The following is an 11,910-nucleotide window of genomic DNA, read 5'->3' on the forward strand; positions in this document are numbered from 1 at the left end:
TGGCGTTACGAGTGCGTGGCTGGCTGCTGCCCTTGCAGCTTGCCGTCGTCCAGTTGGTACTGCTGCTGGAAGATCGCGGCCAGTTCCTGGCTGTGCGTGACGACGATCAAGATCGATTGTTCTTCTTTCTGCAGTTCCAGCAGCAGGTTGCCGATCGCCTCGGCGTTGGTTTTGTCGAGGTTGCCGGTAGGCTCGTCGGCCAGCAGAAGCTTGGGCTGGTGGATCAAACTGCGGGCAACGGCGACCCGTTGCCGTTCACCGCCGGAGAGTTCCGCCGAGCGGTGTTCGATCCGCTGCGAGAGACCTACCCGCTCGATGAGCATCTTGGCCCGTTCGATCTGCTGAGGCGTCGACTTGCCGCCGGCCAAGGTCGGCACGAGCACGTTTTCGAGCACGGTCAATTGCGGCAGCAGGTGATGGTCCTGGAAGATGAAGCCGATGTTCTCACTGCGAAACCGGGCCAGGTCGACCTCGCTGAGCGTGAAGGGATCTTTCCCATCGAGCGTGATGCTGCCGGAGGTGGGTTCTTCGAGCGTTCCGATGCAATAGAGCAGGGTACTCTTGCCGCAGCCGCTGGGCCCCAGGATCGCGGTGCTTTCACCTAGGGAAAGCGAGAGGGATACCTCCCGCAGGACTTTCAGGGATTCGGCCCGGGTCGGGTACTCTTTGGCCAACTGCTTGATTTCCAGGTCTGCCATGATGGTTCATTCCAGGGTGAAGTCGTTGGGTACGTGCAGCAGGGCGAGGCTGCCCAGTCCGTAGAACGTGTATTCCACGTCGGCCACCTCGTCCCAGGCCGCTCCGAAGAAGCCGCCGGTGTCTTGCTCGAGGCCGCGCACGTAGGTCAGCGCGTCTTCCGTTTCAATCTCGTGCAGGGCATCCAGATCGGTCAGGGTCAGCATGCCGGTGAACGTGCTCAGCACATCGGCGATGGGAATGCGGGTGTTCGCACGCAGTCCCCCTTCATCGTTTTGCATCTCGACCAGAAAGTCGAGCGTTCCTTCGATAATCTCTTCGGTCAGGCTATCGAGGATCCGCAGCGCCCCGATCGCGGCGGCCGTCGGATTGGTGCCGGCCCTTTTGCTGGCTCGGATCTCGCGAAAGCCGCCATCCTCCGCTTGTTGCGAAAGCAGAAACGTGACCATCGCTTCGGGCTGCGGGATCGGTTGCTCGATCAGTTGCAGGCATAAAAGCACTAGAAACGTGTGGTACGTGCTGCTGGCCATCCCTTCGGGACCCTTGGCATAGCCGCCATCTTTTCGACGCAAGGAGTTCAGCGTATCCGCGACACTTCGCCGCCAGTCGGATGAAGCACCGGCGAAGATATCGATCCCCGCGGCCGTTTCTAGCAGCTTCGCTCCGTAGATCAGCGAAAGAAAATCGACGACCCCTTCGTGCCCCGACAGCTTGGTTTGCAGGAACGCCGCAGCCTTCTCGGCGACTTCCCCATGCAGCTCGCCCAGGATGGCCAGGCTTCGTAGGCCGAAGCTGGTGTAATACAGGTCACTGGCACCTTCCCGGCCGGCAAAGCCCCCATCGACCCTCTGCTTGGCCAACAGAAACTGGGTGTGCCGCGCGCGGGTCGCCTGGTCGAGTTCGCCGATGCCGGCGGCTAGTCGCAGCGTGAGTTGTTCGTGGTAGGAAAGCATGAAGCAGTGGCTGTCGCGCGAAGGATTATCTCTCGTCCCCTCTCCCTCGCAGGGAAAGGGCTAGGGTGAGAGTTTGCTGAGCGACGTTAGTCTAACATCGTCTGTCAATGTACTGCATTAATCGTTGGGAACTCAGGCGGCGACTCTATTCCATTCCGGCGACACGTCCCCTCACCCTAACCCTCTAACCCGCAGACGGGGGCTAGGGGACATTAGGTGGTGGCGGTCTGATCGACGAAGGGCTCTAGTTTTTCTTTGAACCACTCGGGGATTTCCATGCTCTTGGGAGCGTGACCGGGACGAACCTGGCAGCAGACGGCAGTCATGGTTCCTTCCGCGAAGGTCAGTTCGTCACGCTCGAAATGGAAACGATACGTCACGCTCCGCGAGCCGATCCGGGCAATGGTCAGCGAAACGTCCAGCACGTCCTCGAACTTGGCCGGGCCGCGGTAGTCGCAATCGACAGATACCCGGGGCCAGCTCATCGACGTGTCTTCCAACTGGTGATGAACGCTGAGTCCCAGCGAACGCAGGAATTCGTGCTCGACCTGTTCCATGTAAATCAGAAAGGCCGAAAAGTGCACGATGCCGGCAGCATCCGTATCTCGGAATTCGACGCGGCGGGTCGTTTGAAAGGTTTGCGACATGGTGTTCTCCTGGTCCCATTGTTGGCACTTATGGCCGGTAATCAATATGAGGCAACCAGAGGGCGACCAGAGAACAAGAGGAAAGCAGGGTGCTCCAGAGAGATTTCTCTCTGGGGCACCCCCACTGGGGCGCATGAAAAAAGCCTGCTCTCTTTGTCGAAAGCAGGCTTTTGGGTATCCGGGGGCGGATGTTCCAATCAGGAACTAGTCCTTGACGTAAGCCAACAGGGCCATGAAGCGGGCACGTTTGATGGCCTGCGTAACGGCGTGTTGGCTGACCGCGGTGCAACCGCTCTTGCGACGACCGACAATACGACCGTGACGATTGGTCAGCTTCTTGAGCAGTTCCACGTCCTTGTAGTCCACGAACATCGGACGCGGACGCTTGCCATCGACGAAGATCGGATCCTTTTTGGATACACGAGCTTTGGTCTTGGCACGCTTACGGGCTTTGGTCTTATTGGCTGGTCTCATAATTCTCTTTCGGGCGTTTCTGGCCACATGCTGACGTGGCAACGTTCGATATGACTTAGGTTTAGGGGCTGGTAGCTCCCTAACCTCGGATTTCCTTCGAGTGGAAACTCAAGATTTTATAACTCACCGGGCGAAGTCGCAACCCCCAATGACAGAATCACGTTGTTTCGGGTGATACGACGACGCCAATAGCAGTCGCAGTCTCTTTCTGCGGTTCTGCTTCCATCCCCATGGCGACGTCGCCGTGACACCCAAAACATTGTGGTAGTAACAACTTGCGTTACTCCGCAGCCTCCGCGGTGACTGCCATGACGACCGGGGCCGTATTGTCGTTGCCTTTGACCAGGTCGATCGTCTTGACCGGCTTCGCTTCGCTGGGACGAACGGCCAGGTAACGGATCTGGCGACCAGCCAGGTCGAAGGCGAACTTCGACTCCGGCACGTCGACGCGGCGGATGTAGTCCGCGATGTGAACGCCGTTTTTCAGTTCATGATCCTCGGTCGTGCCGTCCTCGTAGTGGAAGCGGACGATCATCGAGGTCGTCTGCTTGTCGCTGTAGGGGAACGCCCAACCGGCGACGCCACCCAGGATGTGCACCACCTTGAGCGGCATGTTGCACGGCAGCGAGACCGATTTGGGCATCTTCGGCGGCAAGTAGCCACTCGGGCCGTACAGCATCACGACATTCGGCTTGGAGGTTCCCTGCGGATCGACCAGTTGGAACGGCACCCCTTCGACCGTCTTGGGAGACCAATCGTCGAAGACCAACGTTTCGACCGGGGCGTCCTTCGAGATGAACATCCCTTCGGTGCTGACCGCCGTGGCGACCTTTTCCAGCGGCAGAGGAACGAACTTGCCACGTTGGGTGAGGAAGGCCAGCAGGTCTTCAAATTCCTTCGGCTTGATCTGCTTCTCGAAACCGACCGGCATCAGTGACTGAGGCGTTCCCAGCAGTTCGTCGATGTCTTCCCGCAGGATCGATTGCTGTTTGCCTTCGGCGTCGACCAGTTCAATGGCCGTCCGGCTTTCCGAGGCGAGCAGGCCGCTCAGCACGCGTCCGTCCATGGTGGCCACCATGTAGGTGCGGTAGTTCGACTCGACGCTGCGGTTGGGGTCGAGGATTTCGGTCAGCAGTTGCGACTTCGGATGCACGGCCATCCCGGTCAGGTCGGGACCGATCTTCGAGCCTTCGCCGCTGTGCACGTGGCACTTCGAGCATTCCCGCTTGAAGACCAGCTTGCCGGCGGCGGCATCCCCCTTGGCTTCGGTCGTCGCCCACAGTTCCTTGATCACCTTCTGACGATCCGCGTTGGGCAGAGCCCCACCGCGAGCGAACATCTCTTCGGCCTTCTTACGCAGGTTCTTATCAGGATGCTGCGAAAGGGCCTGACGCTGGTCAAGCGCCAGTTCGTTCAGTTGGATCACCCCTTTGTCCATCGAAGCAAGCAGATCGGCGGTCCAGGCCGGGCGACCCAGCAATAGGCTGATGGCCTCCTTGCGGGCCGTGGGCGTCAAGCTAGGCAGCGTTTCCAGAACGTATTTGCCCAGGTCGTCGTTTTCGCTCGCTTTCAGACTGTTAAGCAGGGCGGTGGTGACGTCGGCCGAAGTTTGCGGGCCGATGGTGGCCAGCAGTTCGGCTTCCACCGGTGGATCCATCTTCACGTTCAGTTGAACGATCTCGCGAGCGATTCGCTGCACGTCCCTGGCACTGAGGTCGCCCGATTCGATTTGTTCCAAAGCGTTCTCAACCAGCTGTTCGAGCTGAGCGGTCAGCTTCGTGCTGCCCCAGTTCACGGCCATGCTGATCAGCTGGCCACGCGAGGAAGCCGGCAGCTTCTCGATCAAGCTGGCCAGCGACTCGTCGACCGCGGTGGTGATCTGCGGCTTCTTGTCCTCTGGCCAACCTTTCGCCAAGCCAGTAACAATTGCCTGGGCCACTTCTGGCTGGGCGTTTTCAATCGCCGGCAGCAGATCGGCAATCGAATCGACCGGACCGCCACGCGAGTAGTGCTCGGTCACGATCGCCACCAGGTTCAGGACCTTGTCGTCGACTTGGTCGCTGTTGGCGACCGCTTTCAGGAAGCTGCCCCCTTGGTTCGCGGCGGCCGAGGTCGCGGCATCCGGGATCCAGCGATCGTTGGCGTTTTCCGGCTGCGTGATCATCGCCAGGATATCGATCGCCGCGGCATCGCTGGCCGGCAGATCGGCCAGGGCCAACAGCGTCATCAGGCGAACCTGGGGATCGGCATCGTTGAGCACGCCACTGTTGAGAATCGCGGCGGTGCTTTCGTCAATCCGTGGCAAGACTTGAACCGCATTGCGGCGAACGCCAGGAGCCGGATGCTTTAGCGCCGTATAAGCGGCTTGCGTTGCGGTGCCATTGGCATCCTTCAAAACGCCCAGGCCATGCAACGTCCACAACGCGTGGATTGCTCCGACGTTCAGGCCGATGCTATCCACCGAATCGTCTTGCAGCAGGTTGATCAAAGCCGGAACGACGTCGGTCTGACCCCGTTCGACCAGGATTTGCTGAGCATGACGACGCCACAACAGGTTGTCGCTCTTCAAGGTAGCGACGATCTTTTCAGGAGCGGCCTGTTCGAGGTTCAAGTGCCAGTCTTTATCGGCCTTGGCACCTTCGCCGGTGTAGACGATGCGGTAGATCCGACCATGACGCTTGTCACGCAGGTCGGTTTCGTAGGCGGCGCCCTTACCGGTCTTGAAGCCGTGCGGCGTGGGGTTGTGCTGGATGATGTAGTTGTACCAGTCGAGAACCCACACGTTGCCGTCGGGGCCGACTTCGGCCTGGATGGGGGCCGACCATTCGTCGTCGGAAGCCACCAGGTTGAACGGGCTGGTCGAGTGGAAGTTGCTTCCATCACGCGAGATCACGAACGCACCGGTAAGGTGACCGGTCGGACCGTTGACGAAGGCCACGCGGTTCCAGAAGCTTTCCGGGTAGTTACGAGCCGTATAGAGCGAGTGCCCGGCACCGGCCGTGTAGCCACCGTGATGATCGACCTGGCGAACCTTGTCGGTGATCGGATCGAACTTGTGCGAGTCGGCCATCGAGTCCAACACCAGGCGCGCCGTCCAGCCGCGAACCTGTTCGTAGTAGCGGTTGGGGATCGGCATGTAAACGCTCGGGCAGTGGTTGGCGGTCGAGCCGAAGATGATCCCTTCTTCGCTGATGCCCAGGCCCCAGGTGTTGTTGTTGGTCGAGCGGATGAATTCCAGCTTGCTGCCGTCGGGCTTGAAGCGGAAGAACCCATTGCGGAAGCCAGGCTGTTCTTCGCCGTTCACCACGACGTGCGAATCGTTGTAGCCTTGCATGCCCCAGATCCAGTTGTCGTGACCGTACTGGAAGTTGCTCACGCCACCATGGGTGTCACGCATGTTCCAGCCGGTGAACATCACCTTCTTTTCGTCGGCCACGTCGTCGCCGTTGGTGTCTTTCAGCCACAGGGTTTCGGTACCGTTCTGCACGATCACGCCGCCGTCGTGGAAGGCGATCGAGGTCGGAATGCTCAGGCCATCGGCGAAGGTGGTGACTTTGTCGGCTTTCAGGTCGCCGTCGGTGTCTTCGCAGATCACCACGCGGTCGCGGCCCGGTCCCTTGGTGTGCAGTTCGTTCGGGTAGTCGAGCGTCATGCACATCCACAATCGCCCCTTGGCATCCCAGGTCATGGCGATCGGCTTGCCACCGTCAAAGATTTCTTCCGAGGCGAACAGCTTCGCTTCGAAGCCTTCAGGCAATACCCAATGCTTTTGCGACTCTTCCGGTGCCAGGGGCTTCTGCATCAAATTCAGGTTCTCGGCCTGTGTGCCCCAGTTCTTGCTGGCGGTGTAGTTAGGAATCTTGGCACCGACGTCGATGTAGTCGAACGGCTTGACGTCTTTATTGGGCTCTTGAGCTTTAGGGACATTCATTGGTTGATCGAATGCCGTGATCAGACCTTCCTGCTGCGGTGGGAAGTTGGGGACCACGCTTGGATCTTGGCCGACGGCCCAGCGCACGCCTCGTTCGACCAGGTTGGCAAAGCCAGGGTTGGTCCACGTGCGGGCATCGTGTCCCCAGGCCGTATAGAAGACGCGTCCCTGGCCTTGTTCGCGAACCCAGGTCCAAGGTTCCTTTTCACTGTCGTTCACACGATAGGTCAGCACGGTACGGTTCTTTTCGTTGTGCTTGGCGTGTACATAGGTCTCGTCCCAGCTTTCAAAGCCTTGGAAACCTTGCATGATCGGGTGCGACGTTTCGGTGATTTGGGTGCGGAAGATCCCTGTGCCGTGGCTCTTGAACTGGGCACCGACCAACGCGATGTACTTGGGGGAGTTCAAAAAACAGTACGAAGCGCAGTGCAAAGGAATGAGCCCGTGCCCCGATTCGACGTAGTCGATGATCGCTTTCTCGCTGGCCGGATCGATCTGTTCGATGTTGGCGTAGATCATCAGTCCGTCGAACTTGGCGAGCGTTTCCGGATTGATGTCAGCCAGCGAATCGGTGTACTTCAGATCGATGCCGCGGTCTTCCAAGGCCGGTTGCAACTCGACGAAACGCTTGGCGGGCTGGTGGTGGCCGTTGTCACCCAGAAACAGCACCGAGATGCGCTGCTTGGGGCTTGCCGGTTCGGCCGCGGCAAGGTGGCTTGCGCCCGAAAGCAGCACGAGCAGGCTTGCGGCGATGGATGCGAAACGATAGCTGCGATGGTCGCGTAGCATGGCACTTGGGTGGGCTGAAGGAATTCGGTTTGAGGACAAGTTTTCGTCGCGTTCGTTGCCCAGGAAAAAGGGGAAGAGCCCAGGCAAAAATTAAGTTTTTCGACTTATTCCAATATAGTGGCGTTTCTCCAAACGTCTTCCTAAATAAGTCCCGCAGATTGTAGGTATTTTGCAAGGAAATCGCGTAATGGAGCGAATGGCTCCCTATTCAAGCTCTGCGCGATCGTTCATACTTGCCGATTCGGTTCGAGATTTAATCTGTCGCGTGGGGACACCTACGCTTTCCTACAACCTGAACAACGAGAATCATGACTGAACGAACCGCTGATCGACCTGAGATGTCGATCCAGTCAACCGCATTGCCGTGCGCTGTTTTTTCCACCAGCGAAGCCCTCTCTCGCCACGTCGCTGAAATCGTCGCCGCGATCATTCGCGAAAGACAAGCTCAAAAAGCGACCGCTGTGCTCGGACTTCCAACCGGTTCCACGCCCATGGGCGTCTATCGAGAACTGGTTCGCATGCACCAGGAAGAAGGGTTGGATCTGTCCAACGTCATTACCTTCAATCTGGACGAATACTACGGTTTGAAGCCGGACCAACTGCAAAGTTACCACCGTACGATGCACGAGGTTTTCTTTCAGCACGTGAATATTCCGTCGGAGAATATTCACATCCCCGACGGAACTATTCCACTGGACGAAGTTGACGCGTATTGCGATGACTACGAAAGTAAGATTCGCGCCGCTGGGGGGATCGACCTGATGCTTCTGGGCATCGGCACGAACGGGCACATCGGCTTCAACGAGCCGTTCAGCATCCGCAACAGCCGAACCCGGCTCTGCACGCTCGACCCGATCACGCGTCGCAGTGCCGCGTCGGACTTCTTCCACGAAGAGAATGTTCCGCACCAGGCGATCACGATGGGCATCGGGACGATCCTCGAAGCTCGCAAGATCTTGCTGCTGGCCTTGGGGCAAGGCAAATCGTCGATCATTCGCGACACCCTGCAAGGTCCCATCACCAATCGCGTGCCGGCGACCATCCTGCAGGAGCATCGCGACACGTCGGTCTACATCGATTCGGCAGCGGCCAGCAAGTTGACCGCCGTGTCCGAACCCTGGACCGAAGGGGAAGTCGAGTGGGACCAGACGATGATCAAGCGGGCCGTGCTGTGGCTTTGCGAAAAGACCGGCAAGGCCCTGCTGAAACTCGACGACGATGACTTCCGTAAGCACAACCTGCACCAACTGCTGCGTCATCATGGCCCCGCGCCGAGCCTGGCTCACCGCGTGTTCCGCTGGATGATGGATACCATCGAGTATCATCCGGCTGGCAAGGAAAAGAAGAAGGCCATCTGCTTCAGTCCTCACCCGGACGACGACGTGATCAGCATGGGGGGCACGCTCATTCGCCTGGTCGACGACGGTCACGAGGCCCACGTCGCCTACATGACCAGCGGTAATATCGCGGTATTTGACCACGACGCCCAGCGTTTCGCCGACTTCGTCACGCAGTACAACCGCCTGTTCGGCATCGAAGAAAAGAAGTCGGCCGAAGTCGAAAAGCTCGTCGTTGAATCGCTTAAGGCCAAGCCGCCTGGCGAGCCCGACGTCGACGCGGTACTCACCATCAAAGGCCTCATCCGCCGCAGCGAAGCGATCGCCGGGGCCCTGAAAGCTGGCTGTCAGGAAGAGCATCTGCACTTTCTCGACCTGCCGTTCTATCGCACCGGTAAGGTTGCCAAGAACCCGCTGGGCGACGAAGACGTGAAGATCGTGAAGGAACTGATCCTCAAAGTGAAGCCTGATCAGGTTTACATCGCCGGCGATCTTTCCGACCCGCACGGTACGCACCGCGTGTGTGCGATGGCGATCTTCAACGCTCTTTTGGAAATCGAAGCGGAAACGGGCAGCCGTCCGGAAGCACTGCTGTATCGTGGTGCCTGGCAGGAATATCCGCTGCACGAGATCGAGATTTGCGTGCCGCTGTCACCGAACGATATGTTCAAGAAGCGTCAGGCGATCTTCATGCACGAGAGTCAGAAAGATAGTGCGCTGTTCCCTGGGACCGACCCGCGTGAGTTCTGGGAACGAGCCGAAGACCGCAACACCGGCACCGCCGACTCGTACAACAAGATCGGCTTGCCTGAGTACTTCGCGATGGAAGCGTTCGTTCGCTGGAATGGACAACCGCTTTAATCGTACAGGTGATATATCGATAAAAGAAAAGGCTCGGATAGATATCCGGGCCTTTTTGTTTCTATGATCGAACGTCAATCGCGAATAGGCAACCAGATTTGGTAGCCACCCAGGCCTGTACTCGGATTGAACTCTTGGCCGTAGCGTTCAATCGTAGGAGCTTCGGCGGCTTGATATGCTGATTGCGGCAACCATTGGTTCCAGATGGCCGAGAACACGTTGCGAATGCCAGCGATATGGCTCTTCTGCGAAAATACAGCGTAGCGCTGTGGTGGAACGGTCAGCCGTTGAAAATCTGCCGGAATCTGCGGGTCTTCTGTTACTTCGACTCCGGTAAGATAGGCGAAGTTCCCTTCGGGATCGAATTCGTAAACGACACCATAGGCCGTGGCTCCAACCTGTCCGTTGATGTTTCCTAAGTAGGGGTCCAGGCGTTCCCATTGCCTAGGAATGCTCTCGGGAGACTCGCAGTGATATCGCTGCACAAGTCCAGCCAAACGGAGCGCCGGAAGATCTTCGATGGTGGGCTCTGAAAGGTCTGTCGTGGCGGATGAATTCATGGTAAAGATTTCCTCAAGCGTTAATTCTAGGACGTTTCCCTGGGCTCGAACGTGCTCTGGCGTGACGCCGAATTGACTGCGAAAAGCCCGGGTAAACGCCTCGTGAGAACCGTAACCATAGTCGAGTGCCATTGTCAAAATGTCGTCTGCGCCATCAGCAAGTCTCTGTGCCGCCTCACTCAGGCGACGTGCCCGGACGTAACGCATTAAGGAGATCCCTGCAGATGCCGCAAAAGCGCGAGTTAAGTGATAAGAAGAAACGTGGCATGCCGACGCAATGATGTCGAGCGATAAGTCATCACGTAGGTGACTTTCTACGTACCAACAAGCTTTTTGAACGGGATTCATGCGGTCTCCTCAAGTTGCGTTACCGGCATTCTGCCAAGCAGAAGAGAAGTCTCGCTTGATCGTTCTTGCGGACATTAAGAAAAGTGTAGCGGACCTTGTTAGATAAGCCTGGCCAGTTCCGCAGCATCACGCATCTCGATTGCGATGGCAAGACGCGATCGGCCTACCAAGGTACGGAAGTCGCTTACGCCACTTAGAATGTCATGGAGCATTCTTTCGCACGCAGCGAATGTTGGTTACACGCCCAGGTCGGGGAATGTCCGCTCGATTTCGGTCTTCGAGTAGTTGTAGCTGTCTTGGGTCAGCATGCCGATGAAGGTGATCGCGCCGATGACTGCCATCAGGATCATGGCCAGCATGATGGCGTACTCTACGGACGTGGGCCCGTCTTCGCTACGCAGAAAGTGGAGAATCTTGGGGAGCATGGCACCGTTCCTTGAGAAAGGACCGACGAAAAAGGAAACGTGAAAGTCCATGCCTACGAGAGGGGGAGTTCCGCTGGCCGGGGATTCACGGCAATGGGTCAACTGAAACGTACGTCATAATCGCCCTTTAGCAAAAAAATCGCTCCCCCTTGCGCGTTATAGGAGTTGACATCTGTACAGCATGGGGCTAGGCTCTAATTCCGACATCACCTTTCCGCGCCGGAAGGGGGAGAACCGCGATGGATCAGGATCTCAGGACATGGCAAGTTCGCAATCGGCCACCGATTCCCTTACCAAACGTCAAAAGGACGTCTTCTACTTCATCCGCGAGAAGATCCAGTCTCGCGGCTACGGTCCCACCGTGCGGGAAATCGGGGAAGAATTCGAGATCAGCTCGCCCAACGGCGTCGTGTGCCATCTGAAAGCCCTCGAGCGCAAAGGGCTGATCTCGCGCGAAAAGAACATGTCCCGGGCCATCCAACTCAAAGCCGAGGTCGAGGAAGATGCCGGCCTGCCGTTTGTCGGGCGAATCGCCGCCGGCGTGCTGCACGAGGCGATCGGCCAGGACGAACGGGTTGATTTCGGCACGATGTTCAGCCACCGAGACCACTTCGTTCTGGAAGTGACCGGCGACTCGATGATCGAAGCCCACATCGACGAAGGGGACTACGTCGTCGTCAAGCAGCAGGAAACGGCCCGCCCCGGCGAGATCGTCGTGGCCGAAACGGACGAAGGGGAAGCGACCCTCAAATACTGGTACCCCGAAAAGAACCGCATCCGCCTGCAACCCGCCAACAGCGGCATGCAGCCTATCTACGTCAAAAACGCGAAGGTCCGCGGCGTGGTCATCGGCGTAGTAAGAAAGTTCTAACGCATGTTGTCCCCTCTC

Annotated in this window: 9 protein-coding genes; 2 read left to right on the top strand and 7 right to left on the bottom strand. The window is 58.1% G+C overall.

Annotated elements, in window-relative coordinates:
- Nucleotides 1–5 precede the first annotated feature (5 nt).
- From Pan97_RS04115 to Pan97_RS04135, 5 genes are all read right to left on the bottom strand, one after another.
- Nucleotides 6–698, bottom strand: coding sequence for an ABC transporter ATP-binding protein (locus Pan97_RS04115; protein WP_144970881.1), 693 nt, complete (start codon nucleotides 696–698; stop codon nucleotides 6–8).
- 6 nt (nucleotides 699–704) lie between these two features.
- Nucleotides 705–1,649: a prenyltransferase/squalene oxidase repeat-containing protein gene (locus tag Pan97_RS04120; protein ID WP_144970882.1), complete on the bottom strand. Its 945-nt coding sequence runs from the start codon at nucleotides 1,647–1,649 to the stop codon at nucleotides 705–707.
- Nucleotides 1,650–1,861: 212 nt separating this feature from the next.
- Nucleotides 1,862–2,296 (bottom strand): acyl-CoA thioesterase, encoded by a 435-nt coding sequence (locus tag Pan97_RS04125; RefSeq protein ID WP_144970883.1) that lies wholly within the window; start codon nucleotides 2,294–2,296, stop codon nucleotides 1,862–1,864.
- A gap of 204 nt (nucleotides 2,297–2,500) precedes the next feature.
- Nucleotides 2,501–2,770: a 30S ribosomal protein S18 gene (gene rpsR / locus Pan97_RS26750; RefSeq protein ID WP_105350180.1), complete on the bottom strand. Its 270-nt coding sequence runs from the start codon at nucleotides 2,768–2,770 to the stop codon at nucleotides 2,501–2,503.
- Between the two features lie 280 nt (nucleotides 2,771–3,050).
- The gene (locus Pan97_RS04135) at nucleotides 3,051–7,490 is read right to left on the bottom strand and encodes a PVC-type heme-binding CxxCH protein (protein ID WP_144970884.1); all 4,440 of its coding nucleotides are present in this window, start codon (nucleotides 7,488–7,490) and stop codon (nucleotides 3,051–3,053) included.
- Between the two features lie 308 nt (nucleotides 7,491–7,798).
- Here Pan97_RS04135 and nagB point away from each other — a divergent pair, with 308 nt between their 5' ends.
- Nucleotides 7,799–9,688, top strand: coding sequence for a glucosamine-6-phosphate deaminase (gene nagB / locus Pan97_RS04140; protein ID WP_196782273.1), 1,890 nt, complete (start codon nucleotides 7,799–7,801; stop codon nucleotides 9,686–9,688).
- A 74-nt stretch (nucleotides 9,689–9,762) separates the two neighbouring features.
- On the opposite strand, the gene Pan97_RS04145 is transcribed toward nagB, so the two are convergent.
- On the bottom strand, nucleotides 9,763–10,596 hold the full coding sequence (locus Pan97_RS04145; RefSeq protein ID WP_144970885.1) for an AraC family transcriptional regulator: 834 nt from the start codon (nucleotides 10,594–10,596) through the stop codon (nucleotides 9,763–9,765).
- A 236-nt stretch (nucleotides 10,597–10,832) separates the two neighbouring features.
- A complete protein-coding gene (locus Pan97_RS26755) occupies nucleotides 10,833–11,021 on the bottom strand; it encodes a Flp family type IVb pilin (RefSeq protein ID WP_144970886.1) in 189 nt (62 codons plus the stop codon).
- 259 nt (nucleotides 11,022–11,280) lie between these two features.
- Here Pan97_RS26755 and lexA point away from each other — a divergent pair, with 259 nt between their 5' ends.
- Entirely contained in the window at nucleotides 11,281–11,892 is a 612-nt protein-coding gene (gene lexA / locus Pan97_RS04155) for a transcriptional repressor LexA (protein WP_144970887.1), read from the top strand.
- Nucleotides 11,893–11,910 lie beyond the last annotated feature (18 nt).

The sequence above is a fragment of the Bremerella volcania genome, from assembly GCF_007748115.1.
Classification (GTDB): Bacteria; Planctomycetota; Planctomycetia; order Pirellulales; family Pirellulaceae; genus Bremerella; species Bremerella volcania.

What these genes read in the sequence shown, in the direction of transcription:
- rpsR (WP_105350180.1), bottom strand. Translation starts at nt 2,770, where the DNA reads ATGAGACCAGCCAATAAGACCAAAGCCCGTAAGCGTGCCAAGACCAAA.
- Pan97_RS04135 (WP_144970884.1), bottom strand. Translation starts at nt 7,490, where the DNA reads ATGCTACGCGACCATCGCAGCTATCGTTTCGCATCCATCGCCGCAAGC.
- Pan97_RS04120 (WP_144970882.1), bottom strand. Translation starts at nt 1,649, where the DNA reads ATGCTTTCCTACCACGAACAACTCACGCTGCGACTAGCCGCCGGCATC.
- lexA (WP_144970887.1), top strand. Translation starts at nt 11,281, where the DNA reads ATGGCAAGTTCGCAATCGGCCACCGATTCCCTTACCAAACGTCAAAAG.
- nagB (WP_196782273.1), top strand. Translation starts at nt 7,799, where the DNA reads ATGACTGAACGAACCGCTGATCGACCTGAGATGTCGATCCAGTCAACC.
- Pan97_RS04115 (WP_144970881.1), bottom strand. Translation starts at nt 698, where the DNA reads ATGGCAGACCTGGAAATCAAGCAGTTGGCCAAAGAGTACCCGACCCGG.
- Pan97_RS04145 (WP_144970885.1), bottom strand. Translation starts at nt 10,596, where the DNA reads ATGAATCCCGTTCAAAAAGCTTGTTGGTACGTAGAAAGTCACCTACGT.
- Pan97_RS04125 (WP_144970883.1), bottom strand. Translation starts at nt 2,296, where the DNA reads ATGTCGCAAACCTTTCAAACGACCCGCCGCGTCGAATTCCGAGATACG.
- Pan97_RS26755 (WP_144970886.1), bottom strand. Translation starts at nt 11,021, where the DNA reads ATGCTCCCCAAGATTCTCCACTTTCTGCGTAGCGAAGACGGGCCCACG.